At 59.7% G+C, this 24579-nt stretch carries 19 protein-coding genes and 5 pseudogenes; 3 read left to right on the top strand and 21 right to left on the bottom strand.

Going from position 1 to position 24579, the window contains the following annotated elements; translation table 11 throughout:
• Positions 1–704: 704 nt before the first annotated feature.
• Together IPM27_11820 and rffA are read left to right on the top strand one after the other, a co-directional pair.
• On the top strand, positions 705–1067 hold the full coding sequence (locus tag IPM27_11820; GenBank protein MBK9162207.1) for a hypothetical protein: 363 nt from the start codon (positions 705–707) through the stop codon (positions 1065–1067).
• 359 nt (positions 1068–1426) lie between these two features.
• Positions 1427–2567 (top strand): annotated as a pseudogene (gene rffA, locus IPM27_11815) (dTDP-4-amino-4,6-dideoxygalactose transaminase).
• 31 nt (positions 2568–2598) lie between these two features.
• On the opposite strand, the gene IPM27_11810 reads toward rffA, so the two are convergent.
• From IPM27_11810 to waaC, 11 genes and pseudogenes are all read right to left on the bottom strand, one after another.
• Positions 2599–2961: an EamA family transporter gene (locus IPM27_11810; GenBank protein ID MBK9162206.1), complete on the bottom strand. Its 363-nt coding sequence runs from the start codon at positions 2959–2961 to the stop codon at positions 2599–2601.
• Between the two features lie 84 nt (positions 2962–3045).
• A pseudogene (locus IPM27_11805) lies at positions 3046–3754 on the bottom strand (GNAT family N-acetyltransferase).
• A gap of 476 nt (positions 3755–4230) precedes the next feature.
• A pseudogene (locus IPM27_11800) lies at positions 4231–4681 on the bottom strand (glycosyltransferase family 2 protein).
• Positions 4682–4690: 9 nt separating this feature from the next.
• Entirely contained in the window at positions 4691–5551 is an 861-nt protein-coding gene (locus tag IPM27_11795) for a class I SAM-dependent methyltransferase (protein ID MBK9162205.1), read from the bottom strand.
• Positions 5548–6597, bottom strand: a pseudogene (locus IPM27_11790) (glycosyltransferase family 4 protein). The gene IPM27_11795 and the pseudogene IPM27_11790 overlap by 4 nt, the downstream one beginning before the upstream one ends.
• A pseudogene (locus IPM27_11785) lies at positions 6594–7414 on the bottom strand (glycosyltransferase family 2 protein). Before IPM27_11785 ends, IPM27_11790 begins: the two co-directional pseudogenes overlap by 4 nt.
• Entirely contained in the window at positions 7408–8202 is a 795-nt protein-coding gene (locus tag IPM27_11780) for a glycosyltransferase family 2 protein (GenBank protein MBK9162204.1), read from the bottom strand. Before IPM27_11780 ends, IPM27_11785 begins: the two are co-directional and overlap by 7 nt.
• Positions 8195–9454 carry an O-antigen ligase family protein gene (locus IPM27_11775; GenBank protein ID MBK9162203.1) on the bottom strand — a complete coding sequence of 420 codons (1260 nt, stop codon included), beginning with the start codon at positions 9452–9454 and terminating at the stop codon, positions 8195–8197. Before IPM27_11775 ends, IPM27_11780 begins: the two co-directional genes overlap by 8 nt.
• Positions 9451–11445: a polysaccharide biosynthesis protein gene (locus IPM27_11770; GenBank protein ID MBK9162202.1), complete on the bottom strand. Its 1995-nt coding sequence runs from the start codon at positions 11443–11445 to the stop codon at positions 9451–9453. Before IPM27_11770 ends, IPM27_11775 begins: the two co-directional genes overlap by 4 nt.
• Entirely contained in the window at positions 11435–12415 is a 981-nt protein-coding gene (locus IPM27_11765) for a glycosyltransferase family 4 protein (protein MBK9162201.1), read from the bottom strand. The genes IPM27_11770 and IPM27_11765 overlap by 11 nt, the downstream gene beginning before the upstream one ends.
• A 40-nt stretch (positions 12416–12455) precedes the next feature.
• Complete coding sequence (gene waaC / locus IPM27_11760; GenBank protein MBK9162200.1) at positions 12456–13325, bottom strand: lipopolysaccharide heptosyltransferase I; 870 nt, start codon at positions 13323–13325, stop codon at positions 12456–12458.
• 503 nt (positions 13326–13828) lie between these two features.
• On the opposite strand from waaC, the gene waaA reads away from it, so the two are divergent.
• Positions 13829–15085 carry a lipid IV(A) 3-deoxy-D-manno-octulosonic acid transferase gene (waaA, locus tag IPM27_11755; protein ID MBK9162199.1) on the top strand — a complete coding sequence of 419 codons (1257 nt, stop codon included), beginning with the start codon at positions 13829–13831 and terminating at the stop codon, positions 15083–15085.
• On the opposite strand, the gene cysC is transcribed toward waaA, so the two are convergent.
• From cysC to IPM27_11705, 10 genes are all read right to left on the bottom strand, one after another.
• Positions 15060–15725: an adenylyl-sulfate kinase gene (gene cysC / locus IPM27_11750; protein MBK9162198.1), complete on the bottom strand. Its 666-nt coding sequence runs from the start codon at positions 15723–15725 to the stop codon at positions 15060–15062. The genes waaA and cysC overlap by 26 nt on opposite strands.
• The gene (cysQ, locus tag IPM27_11745) at positions 15719–16516 is read right to left on the bottom strand and encodes a 3'(2'),5'-bisphosphate nucleotidase CysQ (GenBank protein MBK9162197.1); all 798 of its coding nucleotides are present in this window, start codon (positions 16514–16516) and stop codon (positions 15719–15721) included. Before cysQ ends, cysC begins: the two co-directional genes overlap by 7 nt.
• 32 nt (positions 16517–16548) lie before the next feature.
• A complete protein-coding gene (locus IPM27_11740; GenBank protein ID MBK9162196.1) occupies positions 16549–17985 on the bottom strand; it encodes a hypothetical protein in 1437 nt (478 codons plus the stop codon).
• A gap of 22 nt (positions 17986–18007) precedes the next feature.
• Positions 18008–18865, bottom strand: a complete 858-nt coding sequence (locus tag IPM27_11735; protein ID MBK9162195.1) for a sulfotransferase — start codon at positions 18863–18865, stop codon at positions 18008–18010.
• A 104-nt stretch (positions 18866–18969) separates the two neighbouring features.
• The gene (locus tag IPM27_11730) at positions 18970–19812 is read right to left on the bottom strand and encodes a sulfotransferase domain-containing protein (GenBank protein MBK9162194.1); all 843 of its coding nucleotides are present in this window, start codon (positions 19810–19812) and stop codon (positions 18970–18972) included.
• A gap of 4 nt (positions 19813–19816) precedes the next feature.
• Positions 19817–20815 (bottom strand): sulfotransferase, encoded by a 999-nt coding sequence (locus IPM27_11725; protein ID MBK9162193.1) that lies wholly within the window; start codon positions 20813–20815, stop codon positions 19817–19819.
• A gap of 2 nt (positions 20816–20817) precedes the next feature.
• Entirely contained in the window at positions 20818–21825 is a 1008-nt protein-coding gene (locus tag IPM27_11720; GenBank protein MBK9162192.1) for a sulfotransferase, read from the bottom strand.
• A complete protein-coding gene (locus IPM27_11715; protein MBK9162191.1) occupies positions 21822–22778 on the bottom strand; it encodes a hypothetical protein in 957 nt (318 codons plus the stop codon). The genes IPM27_11720 and IPM27_11715 overlap by 4 nt, the downstream gene beginning before the upstream one ends.
• A gap of 16 nt (positions 22779–22794) precedes the next feature.
• On the bottom strand, positions 22795–23484 hold the full coding sequence (locus tag IPM27_11710) for a WbqC family protein (GenBank protein MBK9162190.1): 690 nt from the start codon (positions 23482–23484) through the stop codon (positions 22795–22797).
• Positions 23481–24569 (bottom strand): aminotransferase class I/II-fold pyridoxal phosphate-dependent enzyme, encoded by a 1089-nt coding sequence (locus IPM27_11705; protein MBK9162189.1) that lies wholly within the window; start codon positions 24567–24569, stop codon positions 23481–23483. The genes IPM27_11710 and IPM27_11705 overlap by 4 nt, the downstream gene beginning before the upstream one ends.
• Between the last annotated feature and the right edge of the window lie 10 nt (positions 24570–24579).

Below are 24579 nucleotides of genomic sequence, written 5' to 3'. Positions count from 1 at the left end.
GAACTATGAACATGAATACGACTCGCTCCTTATTCCTTCCGTGTTCTGGGTTGATCGTCGCAGCCCCTGAGCCTGCTCACCGCATTCAATCATTATTACGTCGGCGCCATCTTCCTGATCACCTCCATGGAGATGGGCAGCACGGCACCCGGCCTGCTAATACCTCTATGGCGCGATGTGCGGCAATGAACCCGCTGTTCAACTGGTTGATCATCGGGCGCCATCCTGTTCGGTTGGACGCATGCTCGAAGTGGCGCGTGGATTGACGATCGGCGCCACCTTTACCGCCGCGGTGTTGTACTGGCTGGTCTGGCGCCTGCCTGCCGAACGCAACTTTGCGCTTTCGCCGCACTGGTCTACCTGACGTTCGACGACGCACTGATGTACCACGGCTGGCTGGCCTATGTCGACCTGCTGTTCATCTTCGCCGCTATCGCTGCGTTGTGGATCGCCTGTGGGAGCAGCGCCGCAACCTTAATTCCCAGCCGCCCTTTCCCTGACTTGCGCTCTTCCTCAGAGCAAGGCGTTCACCGCCCAAGTGTTTTACGGCACGGGTTCTGCTGGTCCTCTCGTGCCGCATACGCGACTACCGTGGAAACTGCTGCTCGGCCCCGTGTCGCTGGCGGCGCATGCCACCATACCGCCGGCAGTATCTGGCTTTGGTTCGCGCTGATCCCCGCCCTACCACAGCCAGAGCGTGGCGCATGTTTGCCGAGATCCTCGCAAAGCTCGCTTTCCCTGACCTCGGAGAATATGCAGCCAACTGTTCAGCAATACCTGTTGGAGACTTGGTCTGGCCTAGCAGTTTGCCGGCGGGTATATTATCTATTTGCCCCTGCGCGGTTTATCACGCAAGAAAGACCCGACCGGAACACTTCCGCGATGCATTGCTGATTGCAGCGTTGAACTTCCTGCCCCCACGGTCAGTACCGCACAGCGGCGTGCGCTACCTGATGCCGATTTATCCGCTGTTCGCGCTGATTGCTCCGCGGCTGATCTGGCGTGCGGGCGCCGCCTCGATCGATGTCACGCCCGCTGGCTGGTTGCCGCGATCGCACTCAACCTGATGCTGGGCCTAGTTGTCTTTCCTACTACCAGCATCGCGCTCTCGGCGAGAATTACGCGCTGGCCGCCAGCGACATCCTGGCGCGCACCCAGGCAACCCTTGTATATAACGGACTCGACGACCAACGGCCTGAACGTTACCGCCTATATCAACCAGCAAAGCGTTACCTGCAGCGCACGTTGCAATACCCGCCGCAGGATCTGGAATCCGGTTTCATCTCTCGATGACTCCGCGATAAACAGGGGAAACCGTCAGGTCATACCGGCTCGGCGGCGCCAAGCTGTATCAGCTATGCCGTGGCACTGCCTGCGTAAAGGGGATTACCGATAGAATGACGGCTCCGTTTTTAAGATTGCCGCAATGAAACGCATCCCGTTCAACAAACCGTTCATCATCGGTCGCGAGCTTTCCCTGATCGCGGATGCGGTGGCCCTGGGCCCGTCTCCAGGGACATGGCACATATACAAAATCAATGCCATCGCTGGTTCGAGGGAGAAGCTCGGCTGCCGCAAAGCGTTGCCACCACTCCTGCACCGGCGCGCTGGAAATGGCCGCGATCCTGTGCGACATCCAGCCCGGCAGACGAGTCATCCTGCCCTCCGCCTATCCAGTTCGTGTCCACCGCCAATGCCTTCTTGGCTGCGCGGTGCCGTGCCGGTGTTCGTGGACATCCGTCCGGACACACTGAACATCGACGAGAATCTGATCGAGGCCGCCATCACGCGCAGAGAACCAGGGTGATCGTCCGGCGGTGCATTACGCGGGTGTGCCGTGCGACGATGGATGCCATCATGGACATCGCTCAGCGCCACAAACTGCTGGTGGTGGAAGACGCCGCGCAGGCTCTGCTCTCGACATACCGGGGGCCGGGCATTGGGCAGCATCGGGCATCTCGGCTGCCTGAGTTTCCACGAGACCAAGAACATCATCAGCGGCGAGGGCAGGGCGTTACTGGTGAACGATGCGCGCTTCACCGAACGTGCCGAGATCATCCGCGAGAAGGGCACCAACCGGAGCCGGTTCTTCCGCGGCGAAGTGGACAAATACACCTGGGTGGACATCGGCTCATCCTATCTGCCCAGCGAACTGGTCAGCGCCTTCCTCTACGCGCAACTGGAACACGCCGACGAGATCATCGCCAAACGGCGCAGCATCTGCGCCGCGTACGCCCGCGCAACTGGCTCCGTTGCAGCAGGCGGGTCATCTGCGCATCGCGGAATTCGATGATGACAGCAACGGCCACCTGTTCTATGTGCTGCTCGAGAATCTGGCCGTGCGCAGCAGACTGATCCGCGCACCTCAAGGCGCGGGACATCCATCCGGTGTTCCATTACGTGCCGCTGCATTCCTCGCCGGCCGGTCGGCGATACGGACGCGAAGGCAGCAGCATGAAGGTGACCGACGACCTGAGCGAGCGCCTGCTGCGCCTGCCGCTGTTTATGAAATGAGGTCGGAAGAGATCTCGCGCACCTGCGACGCGATCCGCGAATTCTTCGCCTGACCCGGCGGCGTTACAGCGTTACAGACAGCGGCTATCCCTGACTGGCAACCACGATCCCCAGGAAGATCAATGCGGTGCCGGCCATCTTGAGCTGCGTGACCGGCTCCTGGAAGAAGAACCCGCTGGCCAGCAACACGATGATGAACGTCATCCCCATGAAGGGATAGGCATGGCTGATCTGCGACTTGGTCATCGCCGCCATCCAGAACACCGACGCCAGGAAAGCCGCGGCAAGCGCGCTGATGACCCACGGGTTCAGCAACAGATGCAACAGGAAGGCGATCTTGTCCGGCAACGCTTCCGGCAGCGCTCCGGCTTTCAAGGCTTGCCATTTGATCGCGATCTGGCCGTACACGGTCAGCGCGATGGTCATGAAGATGTAGAAGTAGCTCATGTCGTTATTCCAGATTTCGTGTAGCGAATCCCTGCGGCACCCCTCGCCCGCTTGCGGGAGAGGGGAACAGGGGAGAGGAAACGGTCACGGTGCAGACGATTCATTATCTTGAGCGGCCTGTGCCGTGACCGTCAGCCGATGATAGACATCCTGCGGATGCTTGAACGAGAACCCCAACGAGGCATACAAATTGAGCGCACCGAGGTTGGAAGCGGAGATCGAACTCCTGATCTCTTCATGGCCGGCGGCCGTAGTTCGCTGCATGCCGCGCTCCACCAGAATTTCGCACGGCCTTTGCCGCGTTGCTGTTCCGCCAGCGCATGCAGCACCAGACTGTTGCCGCTGTGGCCGATGAATCCCGACAGGGCGCCCTGCCAATACAGCCCGTAAACCTGTTCTTCATCGAGTAATTGCCGCAGCCAGTTGTCATAAGCGCAGGTCGGCGACATTCCTGCCCAGGTTGAAATCGCGATGGAAGCGACCGTGCACGAACGCGCCCATGGCCTATCGCCAACACCTGTTGCGCATCGACCTCCTTCGAGATGGTCGCATCGGGATGCCGGACGGGACGCAACCGTGCGGCATTGCAATGCGGTTCGATCAGGGTGTCGCAGTAATAGAAACCGTGTTCGTGCAACAGCCGTTTGTCCGCCAGCGGGTCGACCTTGATCGTGTGGTGACCGGCGGTCATGACTGCCTGCTGCAGCGCTACTGCGGAATGTTCGAGCAACTCCCACGCCGGCATGCCGAGCGCAACCGTATCCCATGCGACCTGCCTGATCAGCTTATTCATCGAAGGTCGCGCGCCGGACGATATACAGCGGCCGCTTTTTGCTCTCGTCAAGGTCTTGCCGAGGTAGATGCCGATGATGCCGAGCGTGGCAATGATGATGCCGCCGATGAAATACAGCGAAACGATCAGGCTGTTCCAGCCCGGAACCGGCGAACCGTAATACAGCGCGTGCCCGATGATGAGATGCCGTAGCAGAACGCAAGGAACGCCATCGCGAACCCGGAAACGTACCGACGGGCGCAACGGCTTGTCCGAATAGGCGATGATGGTCTCGGCGGCCAGCTTCCACAGCTTGGCGAAGGTATAGGTGGATTCCCCTTCGTGGCGTCCGGCGTGCGCCACCTCGATGCTGGCGGTGGGAAAGCCCATCCATTGCACCAGGCCGCCGAAGAAACGCAGCTGTTCGCGCATGCCGAGAAAATTCACCACGACCTTGCGCGACATGATGCGGAAGTTTCCGGTCTGCGCGTCATAGTCTATGTCGGCGAGATAACTGAACAGCTGTAGAACAGCCATGAAGTGGCGCGCTTGAATGGCGGATCCTGCCGCTTGCCGCGCCGCGCCAGCACGATGTCGTAACCTTCCAGTGCCTTGGCATACAGGCGGGGATCTCCTCCGGCCTGTCCTGAAGATCGCAATCCATCACCACCGCCCAGTCGCCGTGACAATGGTCCAGACCGGCGGTGATGCCGTAGTGCTGGCCAAGTTGCGGCTGAACTGGATGCCCTTCACGCGCGGATCGGCAGCCGCCAGCCGCTCGATCACCTGCCAGGAATTGTCGCCGCCGCAATCCTCGACCAGCACGATCTCGAAATCGGGCGAGATGCTTTGAAGGGCGTCCCTGAGGCGCCGGTACAGCTCGTCGAGACACTGCTCGGCCTTGTATACCGGGATGACGACAGAGATATGCGGGGCAGGACGGTTCATTCGTTCAGGTCACTCGCGTCTCAGATACACGGCCATGTCGTGTCCCTTGTCCAGCCAGGCGCCCAGCACGTTCATCATCTCGCCGGCAACCTTCGCGATGCGGTAGAGCGGCGCGGCACAGGTGCCTTTCTCGCGGAAGCGCACCCCGCGGGTATGGATGGCGGCAACGGAAAAACCCGTTTGTTGCGCCAGCCTGCCCAGCGAATCCGGCGTATAGAAACTGACATGCCCGCCATGTTTCGCGATGCTCAGGTATTCCCAGTCCGCGCCCATCGCCCCCATGCTCCAGCTTGCCGCATTGCCGGTACCGACCAGCAGGATGCCGCCCGGCCGCAGGATGCGCCGGCATTCCCGCAGCAGTTCCTGCGGGTGTTTGAGATGTTCGATCACCTCGAACAGCGTGACGGCATCGAACTGCCCATCGGCATAACCCGCGTCCTGCAACAGCCCCTGATGCACCTTCAGCCCGGCGGCCTGCGCCGTGGTGGCGGCTTTGGGCGCAGGCTCCACGCCTTCCGCCTGGAACCCGAGCGCGACGGCGGTATGCAGGAACGCCCCGCTGGAACACCCGACATCCAGCAGGCGGATCTCGCCGGGCGCACGGTCGAGCAGTTTCGCGATCCGGTCGAGGAATTTCCTGCTGCGCCGGACACGGCGCTGCTCCGACCCGGCGACCGGCAGCGTGCCCTGCGGGTCGTCGAATTCCTGCATCGATTGCCAATAATGTTCTTCGCTGCACTGGCTGACCAGTTGTCCGCATGCGCTGCAGCGCAGCAGCGCGCCTTCGGGCAGGACATACTGCGTGGTTTCCAGCGGTGCGGCGCAGCCCACCGGGCAGGTGTCCAGATAACGTGTTTCAGGATTGCTCATTTCGATTCTGCCTCAAGGAGTTCGCGGTAAATTGTCTCATATTCCTGCGCCACCACGCGCCAACTGCGTTCGAATCGCGGCACGGTTTCGCGGCGCCCCAATTCCCGTTCGACAGCGTCTGCCCACATCCCGACCGGCGCGGGAAAGCGCTAGCACAGCGCCGGAGTCCGGGGTGACATGCGCCGCCGCGCCGCATACCTCCGAAACCACGACCGGCACCCCTGGCCGCCATCGCCTCGCTGATCACCATGCCGTAAGGCTCCGCTCTGGCGGGGTGCAGCAGCACGTCGAACCCGGCGTGATGCGACTGGTCGCTCCAGCCCGCCAGCTCATAGCCGCCCTGCCAGCCGGCAAACAGATGTCTCACCTGCCGGCGGCCGCCCCACCACGCGGAATCGCAGGGCGGGACGCTTGCGGCGCAATGCCGCAACGACTTCGACGGCCAGCGGCAAGCCCTTGCGCTGCCATTCCTTGCCAACGAAACCGACCACGCCGCCATCGGCCGGGACCTCGCGCGGTTCGCGTACCGCGCCGGCCGCCACGCCCGGCACGACGGGCCCGGTCAGCTTGTGCGCCAGCTCCGGATAGTAATGCGCCAGCCGCTGCCTGATGAACTGCGAATTCGGCACGATGCATCGTGCGGCGCTCAATTCGCGCCGCTCCAGGAACAACTGCATCGCGACGCGCAACGAAACCTTGCGCCACCACGGCATGTCGCGCACCGACGCGAACGGCGGGCCATGGAACGTGGTCAGATGATGCGAAGCCAGGCGCTCATGGCTGTGGATCAGCCAGCCGGGATGCGGGTTATCGGCCAGCCAGCGCGCGACGCGTTTGCCGAAGCGCAGCAGCGACAACCAGCGCGGGCGCGGCGCGATGGCGCCCAGCTCGTGCACGGCGATGCCATGCGGCTTTTTGGCAAGACAGACCTCGCACAACACCTCGACCTCGTGCCCCAGTTCGCGCAATTCGCGCGTCAGTTCCCAGACATAGCGCTCCATGCCGCCCACCGGCCCGTAGCGCCGCACCACGTGCAATATCTTCATAGGTATTGGTCCACGCCCAGCTGCGCACGGATGTGCGTCGCCTGTAGCGCCTCGTGCAGGCGCTGTCGGTTCTCCGCAAGGTTGGCGCGGTCGTTCTCGCGATGCCACAGGTGGAACACCGGCACTGCGAAACGCGCCGACTTGTTGTGCACCCCGGCGCGCAGCAGCCGTATCACCAGGTCGGAATCCTCCAGCCCCCAGCCGGTATAGCGCCTCGTCCAGGCCGTTCACGCGCAGCAGGTCGTCGCGCCACGCCGACAGGTTGCAGGTCTTCGCGCCCTGCCAGCGCGTCGGCAACCGCCTGCGCAGCCAGCCCATGCCGGGAACCCGCAGCAACGGCAACAGGCGTTCGATCTGTTCCGCGCTGGCGCGCGCGCAGCCAGTCGCGCCTTCCCCACAGGTGGATCGGCAATCTGTCGCGCAACACCTGTTCGGTGAACGCCTGCGTCAGCATCAGGCGGTTGCCGGACAGGAACCAGCCGCGCTCCGCCAGACGGCGGTGGCTGGCGACGAAATCCGGCGGCAGCACACAATCGCCATCGATGAACACGATGTAGTCCGCAGTGGTGGCCGCCAGCGCACGGTTGCGGATCGCGGCAGCGCGGAACCCTTCGTCCGCCTGCCAGACATGCGTAACGGGGAACGGCGCGCGTGCGCCGTAAGCCGCAACCAGATCCGCCGTATCCTGCGTGGAACCATCGTCCGCGATGATCACCTCGAAATCCGCGTCGGTCTGCGCCAGACAGCCCTCCAGTACCGCGGCCAAGGCGTCGGGGCGGTTGTAGGTGGTGATGATCAGCGCAATACGCATCACGATTTTCTGTTCAGCAGCATCAGTTTCAGGTAGCGGTAGTACGTGCCCTCGGCATTGGAAACCGCCAGCATGAAGCCTTCGCGCCCGTCGAGGAATCCGCCGCGCAGCACATAGGTGCGGAAGAAGCTCCACAGCCCGCGCAGCACCGCGCCGGACAGCGAGGCCTGCCTGCCGCGCCGCTGCATCATCGCCGCCCCCGCCGATGAATACTGGTTGACCTTGCGCAGCACCTCTTCCAGGTCGTCGAAAGCGTAATGCAGCAACTCGCCATCCAGCAGGCCGGTCCTGCCTTCCACCCGCAGCCGCTCGTGCACCAGGTCATCGGAGAACCTTGCCGCATCGCGCCGGAACAGACGCACGATGCGATCCGGGTACCAGCCTGAATGACGCATGAAGCGGCCGCAGTAGCTGGACAGGCGCGAGATCTCGTAAGCGGCATGCGCATTGTCCGTATCCGCCAGCACGGCCTCGATGGCAGCGCGCAGCTCCGGTGTCACGCGCTCGTCGGCATCGATCGAGAACACCCACTCTCTTGTCGAATGATCCAGCGCCCGGTTCTTCTGTATACCGAAACCCGGCCAGTCGCAGACGAACACGCGCGCGCCCATCTCGCGGCAGATCTCTGCCGTACCGTCGCTGCTGCCGGAATCGACCACCACGATCTCGCCCGCCCATGCCACCGATTCGAGACAGGCGCGAATGTTCGCCGCCTCGTTCCGGGTGATGACGATGACGGAAAGCCCGCGGCCAACCGGGGTGGTGCTTGCCGCGCCTGTGATTTCATCAGCCATGTCTCGCCACCTTGAGATTCGCAAACAATACCGCCGTCATGAACGCGAAGAACAGCCCGTCGGAATGATCCAGCAGCGCCGAGTTGACCAGGCAATTCGCCATATACGCCAGCACCAGTCCGCGCGCCGCATCCTGTTCGAACGGGGTTTCCAGCAGCGGCGCGTAACGCCACTGCGCATAAAACAGGTACAGCAGCAGCGCCAGTCCAGCCAGGCCGCATTGCACGGTCACCATCAGGTATTCGTTGTGCGGGTTGTGCGTCCGCAAGACCTCGCTGCCCTCGACCTGCCGCGCAAAAGCCGCCTGAAAACCGCCGGTGCCCACACCGAACAGCGGGTGCTGCTGCACGATCTGCAGGGTATTGTAGTAATAATCGCGCCGCTGGCCAGTCGAGCTCTCCCAGCCGTGGTTCGGCTGCCATGCCTGGAACTCGTCCGCCACCATGGACACCCGGTCGTGCAGGCGCGGCGAAGCAAGAAAGGCTGCGCTCGCCATGCCGGCCAGCAACAGCAGCGCTGCGGTAGCATGCCGCCAGTCCCACGCTTTGCCGCGCTTATGTCTGTGCCGCGCCAGCGTCGTCCATGCGAACCAGCCCAGCAGCAGCAACAGGATCACGTAACCGGTGCGTCCCTGCACCATGAACAGCACGTTGATCCCGGCCAGTCCGGCGTACGTCCCCCAGGCCAGCCGCGCGCCGGACGATGCCGCTTCGCGCAGATTGAGCAACGCAAGAAAGGCGCCCATCGCCATCATGTTGTTCTGCGTGATGTGGCTGTGGAAGATCACCGGGTTATCCATGGCTGCCCACACAGGCATCCATGACTGCACCGGCAGCCAGCCCAGGCCCACCAGGTACGACAGCAGCAGGGTCGCCCCCATCGCCGCGAGGAAGGCGTATTGCGCCCGGCGCCGGGCGATCTCGCCGGACAGTATCAGCATGAACATCGGGATGAAGGCCAGGTCGGCGTATTTACCCAGGATGCCGGCAGCCTCGCGCAACGGCGTCTCGCCGTAGAACATGGCGGCAAACAATCCCAGGAACAGCAACCACGCGGCGCGCGCGACGGGATGTTGCACAGCCGTCTGCCAGATGGAGCGTGCGTTGAACAGCGCGCCGAGCAGAACGATCGCCAGCAGCAGATTGTCCAGCGCCACGGAAACGGGTACGGCAAGACCGATCAACACCGTGCTCACGCGCAATGGCGGCATGACAAAACGCTGCGCCAGGGTCGGAACGGTGCCCGATCTCACGGCTGCTTTTCCTGCCGCGATGTCGATGGCGTCGGATTCGGCTGGTATTCGGGCACCCAGGACTTCAGTTCGCTTTTCGCCTTTTCGTCGGCCATGGTCGCCGCGCCGATCCATTCCAGCAATCGCGCCAGCCAGTCCGCGTCGACCTGCCGCGCCTGCGCGATGCGCAACTTGGGATGCGGCGTCGGCAGGGTGTGTTCGTTGTCGGCCAGCAGCTCCTCGTAGAGTTTCTCGCCGGGACGCAGACCGGAGAACTCGATCCGGATCTCGTCTTCAGTGAACCCGGACAACCGTATCAGGTCCCTGGCCAGGTCGGCGATCCTCACCGGCTCGCCCATGTCCAGCACGAAGATCTCTCCGCCCTGCCCCATCAACCCCGCCTGCAACACCAGTTGCGCCGCCTCGGGAATGGACATGAAGTAGCGCGTGATCTCGGGATGGGTCACGGTGACCGGTCCGCCCTGCGCGATCTGTTCACGGAATTTCGGGATCACACTGCCGGTGCTGCCCAGCACATTACCAAAACGCACCATCACGAAACGCGTCAAGGGTTGAAGATCGCTTTTCACGTTTGCCCCCTCGCCCGCAAGCGGGATAACCAGCGACTTGGCTGCGGTTGTTTGCAGCCTAGTCGAATGGCTAGTTGTTTCACCCAGAGGGTTGGGGTGAGGGGCTTCTTTCCGGGAGGAAGGCTGCAATGCCTGGCAGACCATCTCGGCCAGCCGCTTGCTCGCGCCCATCACATTGGTCGGATTCACCGCCTTGTCGGTGGAGATCATCACGAATCTGGCGACACCGTGCCGCTGTGCCGCGCGCGCCACCGTCCAGGTGCCCAGCACGTTGTTGCGGATCGCCTGCCAGGCGTTGTGCCGCTCCATCAGCGGCACATGCTTGTAGGCCGCCGCGTGGAACAGCACATCCGGCCGGTACTGTTGCATGACCTCGTCCACCCGTGCGGCATCGCGCACATCGCCGGCCAGATAGATGCAATGCAGGCCGGGAAAGGTCTGCCGCAACTCCTGTTCGATGGTGTACAACGCGAATTCGCCCTGTTCGAGCAATACCAGCGTGGCCGGCGAGAAACGCGCGATCTGGCGGCACAATTCGGAACCGATCGAGCCGCCTGCACCGGTCACCAGCACGGTCCTGCCGGTCAGCAGGCCATGCAGGCCGGCCTCGTCCAGTACTACCGGGTCGCGACCCAGCAGATCGTCCAATTCGATGGCACGCAGCTGCGACACCGACACCTTGCCGCTCATCAGGTCGTCGAACGAGGGAACGGTCAGCGCCTTCACACTGGCGCAGGTACAGAGCTCGACCGCGCGCTTGCGCTGCTGGTGCGAGCCGGACGGCATGGCGATGATCACCTGGCGCACGCCCAGCCGCGCCACCCATTCCGGCAACTTATCCAGACCGCCCAGCACCCGCACCCCGTTGAGCGTGCGCCCGTGCTTGTCGGTGTCGTCATCCAGGTAGCCCACCAGCCGCAATTCCCGGCTTCTTGAAAGTTCCCTGGCGAGACTCACCGCCGCGTCACCCGCGCCCAGTATCAATACCGGTTCGCCGTGCAGTTTCACTTCACCGTACCAGCCCTGCTCCTTCCAAACGCGGTAGGCGAAACGGCTGCCGCCCATCATCAACAACAGCAGCAGCGGATTGATGACCAGCACCGAACGCGGCACGACCAGGTCGGCGCGCAGCATCCACAGCACGAACGGGATGGCCACCGCCGCCAGCAACACCGCCAGCGCGATGTTGCGCAGGTCGTTGAGGCTGGCATAGCGCCAGATGCCGCGATACAGGCCGAAGCGCCAGAACACCGCGACCTGCAGCGGAACCACCCAGATCAGGGTCTGCTGCAACTCCACCGCGAAATTCGGCGGCAACTCGAAATTGAAGCGCAACAGATACGCGCAGGCCCAGGCCAGGATCGCTGCCACGATATCGTGCAGCATCGCCAGTGCGGCCTTGCCACTCCAGCTACGCGCCATCGTTGCCTCCTTGCCCGGCCTGATGCCGCAACCAGCGGCGATCGACCCACATCGACAGCCCCAGATAGATCGTTCCCCACCACGCCAGCAGGCCGCCCTGACCCATTGCATCCAGGCCGACACCCCATAATGCGGAGATCCCTGCCAGCAACATCAACAGGTATTCGGCCAGCGCGGTGTTGCGATGTCCCCAGCCCATCTGCACCAGACGCTGGTAATAATGGCTGCGGTGCGCCTGCGCAAGTTTCTCGCCGCGTCGCAGGCGGATGAACAGCGTCAGGGTCGCATCGGCGACGAACGGCGAAAAGACCAGTATCGGGAACCAGAACGGCCAATAGCCTTGTTGCCAACCCCACACGCCGAAAGTTGCGGCAAGGAAACCGAGCGTGATGGAGCCCGCGTCTCCCATGAACATCCTGGCCGGGTGGAAATTATGGTAGAGGAAACCCAGCGCCGCAGCGCCAACCGTGAGATTCAGTATGGCGAAAGCCTCGTTGCCGTTCATCAGCCCGGCGATCCCGTAGAAGCTGAAGCCGAACAGCGCCATGCCGCCCGCCAGCCCGTCCGAGCCGTCCATGAAGTTATACAGATTGGTCATCCACACGATGAACAGCACCACCGGGACGGCCCACAACAAGGGAACGCCCGCCCCCGACACGGCGACCAGCGCAGCGATAAAGTGCCCGACCAGCCGCGTGCGCGGCGACAGGTTGCGTATGTCATCCACCAGCGACAATGCGAACAGGCCCAGCGCAGGCAACACGATCCACCATGCCCAGAACTGGAACAGCAGCCCCCAGCCGGACAGGACGCCGGCCACCAGTGCGATGCCGCCGGTACGCGGGATCGGCTCGGTGTGCAGCGAACGTTCGTTGGGAATGTCCTGCAGCGTGTCGCCCTTGTTCCGGCTCAGGATCAGGGCCGTCACCATCGTGACGAAAGCCGAGATCAGCGGGGAGTAATACGTCATGCGGTTTTACCGTAGATTGAACGGCACGCATTTTAACAGTTTATGCGCGATGCTCCGCCCGGTTTATGCCCGGCAACGCGATGCATTCCCGGTGAACCTGCTGTGCGGTGATCGCCAGTTGGCAGGGCGGAATGCCATCCGCTGTTTCAAGCTTCGGACAATCGCGCTTGAAGCACGGCGCGCAATCCATGCCGCTGGTGAGATGCCGGCACGACTTGCCGGGGATACCGCTGTAATCCGGATCGGTCGGGCCGTGCAGCATGACGCCGGGAATGTCGAGTACCGCCGCGAGATGGCCGATGCCGGTCTCCACGCTGACGAAGGCGCGCGCATGCAGCAGGACGCTCATCAATCCGCTCAACGACAGTCTGGGCAATACTTGCGCATGTTCGCCGCCCGCTGCCTGCAGACGCTGCGCGCGCTGGTGCTCCTCTTCGTTGCCCCAGGGCAACAGGCAGTTCCAGCCCGATTGCGTCAGAAGACGGATCAACTCCAGCCATGAGGATTCCGGCCAGTATTTGCTGTTCCAGGTCGTGCCGTGCAGCAATACCAGATACGGTTGCGCGGCGATCTCCCCGAGTTCGTCGCCGAACGCGACCTGCATCTGCCGCCGGCGGAAATCGTCGAGGCCGTAGTCGGCCGGCTGCGTCACATCGGCATCGAACAGGCGCGCCACCAGTTGCCGGTTCTTCTCGACCACATGCAGCCCGTCCGGCACCCGGACCGTCTGTCTGTAGAACCGGGCCGCCTGGGATTCGCGCGCGCTGTGCGCATCGAAGCCGGATACCGCAACGCCGGCCAGCCGTGCCAGCATTGCGCTCTTGAGCAATCCCTGCGCATCCAGCACGATGTCGTACTGCTCCGCCTGCAGTTGCCGGCGCAGACCTCCAGCAGGGCCGGTAATTTCCACCAGGTCTTTTTGTGGGCGCGCAACGGCACGGCGATCACCTTGTCCACCGCCGCATGCCAGCCCGCCATCTCGGCGAAGGCGGGCTCCACCAGCCAGTGAATCTGCGCCTCCGGGAACCGGCGATGCAGATCGCTGATGGCCGGGAACAGGTGCAGGATGTCACCTAGCGAAGACAGTCTTACGACTAGTATTTTCATTGTTATTGATCTTTCCGTAATTCATCCCAAACAATGCATTGGGTGAAGAACGTCTATGTAGGAGCGCAATTTATTGCGCGATTTGAACGCATCGCGCAATAAATTGCGCTCCTACACAACACCTAACGACCGAATGGACTATTTGCGTCCATAACACATCCATTTTCAGCAGCCGCCAGAGGGCATATCCATGGATATGGCTGCATTCTAGTGGGCGCGCGCGGACGCAACAAATGTTTTTCTTGAGTCACCCGCCCAACGACACTACCATGCGCGTCATCGTAGCAACCAAGCCATCGTCGCCGGATGAGACCCCTTTACACCGTTGTACTGCTGCTGGCGCTGCCGCTGATCCTGCTGCGCCTGCTGTGGCGCGCGCGCAAACAGCCCGAATACCTGCATCACATCGGCGAGCGCTTCGGCCGTTATGCCGTGCGCTGCGACCAGCCGGTCATCTGGCTGCATGCCGTGTCGGTGGGCGAGACCCGCGCCACGCAAAACCTCGTCGCCCGGCTGCGCGAGAACTATCCCGCGCACCGCATCCTGATCACCCATACCACGCCCACCGGACGTGCCACCGGTGAACAGATGTATGGCGACGACGTGCTGCGCGCCTACCTGCCCTACGACTACCCGTTCGCGGTGAACGGTTTCCTGCGGCACTTCCGGCCGCAACTGTGCATCCTGATGGAAACGGAGATCTGGTTCAATCTGATCCATGCCTGCCGGCGCAACGACATTCCCCTGCTGCTGCTGAACGCGCGCATGTCGGAAAAATCCGCTCGGGGTTATGCGCGCTTCGCGCGGCTGAGCCGCAGCGCGCTTGGTGCGCTCGCCGCAGTGGGCGCGCAAACGGAGGACGACGCGCATCGTCTTGCCGGACTGGGCGCCCATGACATCACTGTGACGGGCAACCTCAAGTTCGACATCGAACCGCCGCCCGCAATGCTCGAACGTGGCCGGCAATTGCGCGAGCAGTTCGGTATGGCGCGCAAGGTATTCCTTGCCGCCAGCACCCGCGAAGGGGAAGAGGCATTATTGCTCGATGCATTGAAAGACGTTCACATCCCCGGCCTGCTGCTGGTCATCGTGCCGCGCCATCCGCAACGTTTCGATACCGTCGCCGACCTGTTCGCACAACGCAGCATCACGTTCCGGCGCAGGAGCGATAACCGCCCGGTTCCGGCAGACACTCAAGTGGTGTTGGGCGACAGCATGGGAGAGATGTTCGCGTACTACGCTGCCGCCGACGTCGCCTTCATCGGTGGCAGCCTGCTGCCCTATGGTGCGCAGAACCTGATCGAAGCCTGCGCAGCAGGCACGCCGGTACTGGTCGGGCCGCACACTTTCAACTTCGCGGAGGCGACGCGGCTGGCCGTTGCTGCGGGCGCCGCCATCCAGGTACCTGATGGTGAAACATTGGTCGCGGAAGCCCGGCGCCTGCTCAACGACCCGGATGCACTGGCGGAGATGCGCAAACAGGGTATCGTCTTTGTGGAACGGAATCGCGGCGCGACAGACGAATCGCTACGCATCGTCACTTCACTGCTGACAGCTCCCTGATCGCCTGTTCGTGTTGCATCAGAACCGGGCGCTCACCCTGCGCAAGCAGCCGCATCACCTGTTGCACGCAATCCTGCAAGTCATGTTCCGCCGTGTTCACCGCCAGTTCCGGATGGTCCGGGGCCTCATAGGGCGAGGAGATTCCGGTGAAATTGCTGATCTCGCCGGCGCGCGCCTTCTTGTACATGCCTTTCACATCGCGCTGTTCGCACACCTCGAGCGGGCACTGGCAGAATATCTCAAAGAACTCGCCCGGCGGGACCATCCTGCGCACCTTGTCGCGCTCGGCCTGGAACGGCGAGATGAACGCGGTCAGCACGATCACGCCCGCCTCCATGAACAGCTTGGACATCTCGCCGATGCGGCGGATGTTCTCCACCCTGTCCTCCGCAGAGAACCCCAGGTCGCCGCACAAGCCGTGGCGCACGTTGTCGCCGTCCAGCACGAAAGTCCTGCATCCCATCCGGTGCAGGGTCTCTTCCACCTCGTGCGCCAGCGTGGACTTGCCCGAACCGGACAGGCCGGTGAACCACAGGATCGCCCCGCGATGACCGTTCTGCGCCTCGCGGCGCGCGCGCGTCACCGTGGCGTGATGCCACACTACATTGTCCGAAACCGGCGCTGCCTTTTCATCTACCATTTCCACCCTCTGATTTTTTCCAATAGTACCTTGTCGGCTGCCGCCAACACCGCGAAAGGCGGATTATGCAGGTCAGCCTTGTTGTAACGCAACGATTCGCCGTGGCTGTCGCACACGATGCCGCCCGCTTCCAGCACGATGCCGTGCGCGGCGGCAGTGTCCCATTCCATCGTCGGACCGAGCCGCGGGTAGAGATGCGCGCTACCCTCGGCCACCAGGCAGAGCTTCAGCGAACTGCCCATGCTGACGAACTCGCCGCCGCCCAGATGCGCCACCAGATCATCCTGGCGCGGATCGCTGTGCGAACGGCTGCCCACCATTTTGAGTTGCCCGTGCCCGTCATGCACCGCGACCCGGATGGCGACCGGCGCCTCGTCGCCGCGCTGCCTGAACGCGCCGCCGCCCCGCTCGGCGAAATAACTCAGCCCGAGTGCCGGTGCATGCACCACACCCATCACCGGTGCGCCGTCCTCGATCAGCGCGATGTTCACGGTGAACTCGCCGTTGCGCTTGATGAATTCCCTGGTGCCGTCCAGCGGATCGACCAGCCAGAATCGCCCCCAGTGGCGGCGCACCGAATAAGGGATTTCGGCCGCCTCTTCGGAAAGGATGGGGATGTCGAGTGCAAGCTTCGACAGACCCTCGACGATGACGTGATGCGCAGCCAGATCCGCCAGCGTCAGCGGCGATTCGTCCGCCTTGCTGATCGCGCCTGCATCGCCGCTGTGATACACGGCCAATATCTCCTGCCCCGCATTCCGCGCGATACTGATTACGTCTTGGATCATCATGGCTTCCCTACTCCCTTGCCCAGTTCGCCTGCTTAATCAAAAATGCGCCATGTCCTGACACGCCTGAAAATCCTGTAAACGGCTCTTGCCAACACCCGCCGGGCACTAACCTGATTCGCCATCCAGGCTGCCCACTCGTCATATTCAATGGCGAAATCGCCTTGCATCCCGCAGGCTTCCGGGAGCGGTGCATCATTCTCAATGATGCCACGAAGAATGGCTGGATGATGGAACGCCTCATAGCGCTCGCGTCCCAGCCTGCCTGCCTCCTCCAGAGCATCGACCGTCAGCGAAGTACAATAGTCCAGCAACTCGTCCGGATAGCGCCAACTGAACGCCCCGTCATAGACCATGTCCGTCCCGCCCATCATGCGCGAAAAGGCATGTCGGTGCAGCGCGATCGGGATACCCGCCCCCATCACTTCTACCGACGTAAGTGCTCCCCCATATGGGAAAGATGCGATGTACAGATCGACCTTGTGGTCATGCAACGCCTTCCAGACACTGGGCACCCAGGGAATGTAAACGAACCGATCCATGCCGACCCCCAGTAGCTTCAATCCCTTTCGAATTTTGAATAACGCCCAAGGTGTCAACCTGCCGATATGGATATGCCTGCCACCCGTGATACTTAATAGCCTGGGCAGAAGCTCTGTATAGCTTAAAAAATATGGGATTTCGATCTTGTTCGATCGACCTGCCGTACAGGTGGTCAGCCTGCCATCCGGCATAAATGGATATGCCCTAACCCCCTTGTCTTCGGCCGTCAGGGGAATATAGACATTAGCTATACCCAAAACATTGCGACAATTATGGAAACCCATCGGATGGAAATCGATATGCCTGAGATGCGGCACATACATTCCCAGGCACAGATGATGGTCGCCATGATGGCAAAAACTGGCATCCAACCCCATTTCCGGCTGAATCGCCGCAACAGCGACACTATCCTGATGATGATTCAACAGATAGACCTTGCCTGGCCGCATCTTCAACAGGCGGGTCTGCAGCCATGACAAGCGTTGCAAATAGCTCCCTTTGGGCGCTTGCTCTATGGTCAGATTGGCTTGTCCTGCCATGCCGGAACTCATATGATCGGCATCGGATCTGCCGCACAGATCGGTCGACAAAATGATATGCCTTGCCGTTGGCCGGGCACGAATGAAATCCTCGATCACACGCGTATGACCGCCGGACCGTTGGATGCGAGTGACGATGTAGACGATGACGCCCGGCTCGTTTCCGGCAGTCGGTGGCCCGGCCACGTCACTTCCGATCTCTTCGAGATTGAGTGCACCGATGCGCTGGCACAATTCATCGAGCGTCCTGGAGCCGAAGACCTGTGCCGTGCACAAAGGCTCAGTGAAGATGCGCTCCACGAAGTCGCTGATCACCCTCAGGCCGCCATCCAGTTCGCGCCGGGCGAGCATACCGGAGACATGCTCCGACAGCGACAGAACCGAATGCATCGAAGATCCCATTACCATCGCGCTACGCCTTTAGTGTGAGTCCCATCGACTCGACGCATTCGGCGACTTCGTTATAATTCTCAATGGTATGGGCGATGTCCTTGATCATGACCTTATAGTCCGTATCCCCCAAATGATCCCTCGGCAGTCCAAGAAAGTCGAATATTCTTGCGAAGAAGGCCGACTTATCTTCGAGGAAGTCCTCATATGTGACGACACATATCTCAAAGCCATCATCTTTCAATCGTTGTATGTCCCCTTCAACGCAAGCCAGCTCCCACCTGACCAGCATCTGGAACTCCTCAAGATTGATAAAATAACGAGTCTCGTCCTCGTAGTCTTTAATGCTATTGAACCGCCCCCTCATCTTGGCCACCATGCCGGACAGAACCTGGCGCGGCGCATTCCGGGTCAGATAGATTGCCTTATACCCCCCTTTTTTCAATAAGTCGGTCAGATATGGTCTCTCTTCAAAATGATGGCTAAGCAACTTGAAACAGAAACCTTTTGCCCCGATACGGACTGCCTGGCGCTCTGAATCAGCCAGATATTTGCTGGCCAAGCAGCGCTCCATTCCGAGACGGGATAGTGCCTTCCGATGCCATGCATCTTTTATCCAGAAGTCGAACGGGAGGTGTGTCCCCCAAATTGTTTTTCTCTTGATTTCCTCTCTATCCCGCGCCTTATAGTTTGCGAACAGCTCCTGTGTCGCGCTAATACTCGGCGACTTCAGGAGATGATCCATAATGGCCGTGGATCCGGTCCTGCCGCGAGTCAACATAAAGAATTTCACACTCCCCCCTTCTGACAGACCTCTTCTTCCGCCGCCAGATTCTGCAGCAACCCTCATAGCCCACCACCATGCTTCCTGCACCACCAATCTGCATTCCAACCCTGCCTGTCGCCGGCACCTATCTTCACGTTCATCGCCCAAAAGGACATCTCTCTCGCCCCCGCAAAGACATTGCCACGATGCATCAGCGGTCAGTATTGGTGCCAGCACCGGACCGCCTCAGTGCCGAAACGATCCCGAACAAAGTCATACACCGGGCGATATGTTTCGAATATCGCCCGCTTCAATGATTCATCTATCTGGTTCACCGCTCTGGACGGGTTGGGGTTGTACGTGAAATCCGGCATCTCCAATGGGATCGAGAGGAATTCCGCCAAGCGCCGGATTGACGATGCATTAAAAAGCGATTCATAAAATGAATATGCAATCTGATCACCTGAAAAGACGCTCTCCAGATTGCGTATGGTCATGTCATAACGTGTACGAATCCGGAACCCCTCTGAGTCATATACGTCTCGAAGCAGCGCGTTTTCTTCATCCGCCGAGGGCAATAAACCTCGCATTTTGAAATGCAGTCGCGCCGCTGAAATACAACGGTCGATCGGATCCCTCATTATAAGGATGACCCGGACGCGGAATCCCCGCCCTTCGAGTCCCGCTTTTATCAGCTGCAGCGCCTCGACTGGCAACCCCGAGTAGGACGGAGTTATATCTCCAGTCAGCAATACGTTCGTGTCGCGATTGACCAAGTCTCTGAAATAATTGAAATAGTTGTCAGGATTGCCGCAGAAGTCCAGCAAACGGAATACAGGCGATCTGCTATCGAACGGGAACACACCCTTGCAATACAGCTCATTCGCCTCTCTCATGCGATTCTCGATAATGTAGCTGCATGCGGGCACATACAATGCATCAAAGACATGGTATTCCTTCGCGAATCCCATATCCGTGCAAGGATGTCCATTCAAGAACTTGTACAACCAAGTTGTGCCGGCTTTCTGACTGCCCACACCCAGAAGGAATGTCTTGTCCATTTTTCTATGTTTTCATCCCAGCGAGCGGCACCCTCTGATAAAACCTTTTTTTGGCCGCCATATTCCTGCTTACACCGACGCTCCGCCTTACTGGAAAATCCCGCGCTTCTTGCTGGCCCAATACCCCGAGACGATCATCGCTAAACGCATCCAGTTCAGGCAATGAGAATTCCGGAGCATAGCCAAGATGCAGCATCTCGGAATAGCATATCTTTTCGACAGCCATGATTTCTTCACGGGACAGTTCCGACACGAATTTCCGTTTGTTTTCTTTCAGAACGCCCTTATCCAGATTGCTCCATGCCTTCTGCATGGAGGCATTCTTGCGCGTTGTCTCATCCTTGTAATATTCGAGGATACCCTCCTCATACTCCAGCCCAAGGAAATCGCAGATCCTTGAAACGACACCCTCGGTATCCCCGATCAAATCCTCATACTTGACGAATATCGCCTTACCGGCCTTTCTCAGTTCGTTATAGTTCTTCAGCGAATTCTGCTGATCCTTCTTCCATTGCCTTGCGGCATTCACCACACCTCCCTCATGTTCCGGATTTTTCTTCCATGAGAGTGCCATATCCCTGGGATCCCGCACCTGATAGATATACTTTGCATCGGGAAAGTTGATCAGCAGGAAAGGCTGGAATTCGTAAACCTGGTTTTCCTTGATGAATACATGCTTTTTTCCATTCGCGCGCGCCTCCTCGATGAATATATTCCTGATCAGCTCCGCAATATCGCCGCACGGTGCCAGTTTCCGCAGATCATCCAGCGAGAAAGACCTTTTCCACACTGAGAACTCGACACTCATCAGGTTGTGGATGTCTTGCAACAAACTCATCCAGTTCTCTTCGCGCCAGATGTCCTCATACCTGAACAGATTCCTCGCCACGGGATTGATGATGTGTTTTGTCGAAGGCCCGCAAATCGCCGAATGACCGTTCAGCAATTTCACAATCAGATTGCTGCCCGACCTTTCAGAACACATCAGAAATGTCATTGACATGGTTACTTTCCTTGAAATCCGGCCAGCGCACCAGCGATCCCGATATCCAATGGCAGAATCCGGGACACTTCGAAAGCGCCTTGCGATTGATAAGGCGCGACAATGCCGCAGCCGTTCGCATTCAGTCTTTCCACCAAGGCGTCATAGCACGCACCCGGCGCGCGGCAGAACTCCTCATACCCAACCACCAGCTTTCTGGAATCGTCCACGGCCGACATCCCCAAGGTAACTGCCTTGTTGATGTAATGCACCTGACCTGCCGCCTGGGTGACGGATTCAAGATTCTTCAATTGCTCATATTCGGGAATCTTGAACGAGTACCAGGCATCCTCGCTTCCGAGCTGGCGTTTCCTCGCCTCCAGCACCGAGGCGACATTCGCGACCGGATCGCGTTTGATCTGGATGAATAATGCATTGCCGATGATCGAGTCGAGGAATGGAATGTTGTAATTGAACAACATGCCCTTGGACGCAAACGGTTTCTGGAACACATCCATCATGCCCGCCAGCTCGGCAAGCATGGTGTCCGTATCCATGCTCTGTCTCAGCTGTGCATCTGTCCACACATCGCGCCCCGGCTCAGCCAGAAAACGTCGCCAGAAATACCAGAATTCGTTCGGCGCCAACACACCTGTGGTCTTGCCATTCTGGGAGCGGTATTCCACCCGCTGCACGAATTCGCCCAGTTCGTTGCGGAAATTGTATCGCGGGTCAGTCAGCAACAACTGTATCTTGGCTCCGATTACTGGCGCCTGATAGAAGCGCGACAGCAGGTTGGTCGGATAGGCCACGAGGCCTGTGTTGGCGAGCCATTGCATAAACAGGGTGGTACCGCTCCTGTGCGGCCCCATCACCAGAACCACCGGGTACTTCGCTTCCGAATGATCTCCCAGGACTCTCTGTTCAGCCACCCACAACGATGAATTGATGTCCTTCAGCAAAAGCTCCAGCTCCATATTGCGCGAGAAGCCGGAGGTTCTTCCGTCGTCCGCGCCTTGACTTGGAATCATATATCTCCCTTCCGGATGATCGATACGATCCTTTGCATGTCATCACGGCCATATCGCTGATCAACCGGCAAGGGCAGCAGGTTTCTGATCATTTTCTCCGCCCACGCATCTCCGACTCTGCCGAGCGCTTCTGGCCAGTAGGTCGGGACAAATATCCGGTTTGCAATCATGCGCTGCCTGAGATCTCGGTCGTTGGTAATGAATGGATAACATAACGGCGCGGCGGCTTCCGCTACGTCAATCTCGAATGGGTTGATACCGCTCAACTCGCGATGCAGGAACATGAAGTTCTCATGTCGTACACTTCTGGCTCCGTCGAAATCGACCGCGCCGAGGATACGTTCGGTCAATTCCGACATCCGCTTCGGTTCACAACCCGACAAAGTTTCCTCGGCATGCCGATAGTCGGCATAACCTTCCTCCGGATATCCTGCTAGCCGCTTCAACAAATGCGACGAACGATCAAGCGATCCTACATCCCGCTCTGGGACAGAGATCGCGCCTACTTTTCCGACCAGCAACCCGCCATCCGGAATACCAAAGAACTTTCTCGGCGAGTAGATGGTCGCCATAGCGGCTTCGGCCGGCGGCTCAAAGAAAGCTTGCGAGTAGTCCAGAACAATTTGCTGTGGCGGGAACCGCTCCAGCAAAGTGTCGACGTTCTTTTTGTGAAGTCCGAAATAATTCACGTAAACCAGCCAGTCGTCCGCGCAAAGCTGCACCTCGCCGCTCACATCCAGATTACTGTCCAGTTCATACCAAACATGTTCGATGCCGGCCGTTTTCAACGGCGTCAACATTGCATCACAAATGTACTTCGGGAGCCAAACACGCTTAGGCATGTGCGTACGCAGCAGCGCCAGGAATGCCACCCTGGCCGATTGGTATTTGAGAGCATCCGGGTAAGGAAGCTTGCCTGCCTTCGGCAACTCAAGCTCGAAATACCCCCCGATAGCTTTACCGCTCGACTCAGGCAAGGTCGTACTCCTCCACGAGTCTGGCGCACTGCTCGCGATCATTGAACATCATGACATCAATAATGGAGAGGCTTGGCACGTAAGGCTTGCCGAACTGGCGGTATTCGACCGGGCGCGGCTGAATGAAGGAAAGTTGCAAACCGCTTCGCAAGAAAGTTTCCCGGCTGTATAGCTCCTTACCGCCGGGCACATTGATATAGTGCGTCGCAGCCAGTTCTTTGCAGATAGCGAGAACCTTATCTTGTCCACGCAAGAGATTATCCTTTTCCAGTCTGGATGAAATATGCCAGTCTGGATTCAAGCCAAGATGTTTGCATATCCGGCGCAAACTGAAATCCAGAAAATATGCGAGATTTCTTTCCTGCTGCATGAGTATTTCCTCAAGCAACGGAAATACTGCGGGAAACTGAGGGGCCTTGGCATAGCAATGCCTGATTGTCTCCAGCAACTTTTCTGGCCTGCTGCCCACGCCAACCTGATTGATCAATTGATTTGGACTCGCCCCTTGCAGCGGCAAAGTGATCAACTGCTTTCCGCTTTGTGCCAGAATGAAATTGCGATTGATCCAGCCACCCTTGATGTAATTCACATCGTCATAAACCACGAATGCATCGACTGCCCTGATCAACTGGAAATAGCCAAGGTACGGGAACAGGTAGGGCTGCATGATGGCGAGTTTCATGCAGCCTCATCCACCAGCACGCGGATAACGGACGCCACTGTTCTGACCATCTCTTCGTTCATCGCCGTACCGGTCGGCAACACGACAACACGCTCGGCCACCTCCCGGGTGGCCGGAAGCGCCAGTCCGGCATCGGGATACAGCTCCCGATACGGTTTCATATTGTGACAACCCGGCCAGAAGTATTTGCGGGCGCGCACATTCTCGGCGTGCAACGCCTGAATGATCCGGTCTCGACTCACCGGACAATCGCTGCCGACTTCCATCACCACATACTGGTAGTTGTTGTGCTCGGTTTCGTCGAATATCAGTAAACCGATACCGGACACCGCAGCCAATGCCAGTCGATAGGCGTGATGGTTGCGCCGGTTCGTTTCGATGACGCCATCGATGGCATCGAAGTTGACCAGCCCCATTGCGGCAGCCACCTCGATCATCTTTCCGTTGGTGCCCATATGGATCACGTTGTCCAAACCGGAGAAGCCGAAATTGCGCATCAGGCGCATGGTGTCGGCCAGCTCGTCATCATTGGTGACAACCGCGCCGCCCTCAAAGGTATTGAAGAATTTCGTGGCATGGAAGCTGAGCACCTCACATGCGCCGAAATTGCCTACCATCTCGCCACCGTGCGAACAACCGAAAGCATGTGCGGCATCGAACATCAGTTTGAGGCCGTGCTCATCGGCTATCTGCTGCAATGCAGCCACAGGCGCCGCCCTGCCCCACAGGTGAACGCCGATAATTCCCGATGTGCGCGGCGTGATCATGCGGCGGACTGCATCGGGATCAAGGTTGTGCGTAACAGGGTCGATATCCGCGAACACTGGGGTGATTCCTTGCCAACTCAATGCATGGGCGGTTGCGACGAATGTGTAGGACGGGACGATCACCTCCCCCTCCAATCCCAGCGCGCGAATAGCGATTTCCAGCGCGACCGTTCCGTTACACATGGCCACGCAATGCTTCACGTTGTGATAATCGGCAACGCGCCGCTCTAATTCATGCACCAAGGGACCGTTATTGCTTAGCCGCTGACTATCAAAAATCCCATCTACATATTTTATAAATGCATCCCGGCTTCCCATATTGGGGCCA

It is taken from the genome of Nitrosomonadales bacterium, assembly GCA_016716325.1.
GTDB lineage: Bacteria > Pseudomonadota > Gammaproteobacteria > Burkholderiales > Gallionellaceae > Gallionella.
This window is presented reverse-complemented; position numbering and strand designations above follow the sequence as displayed.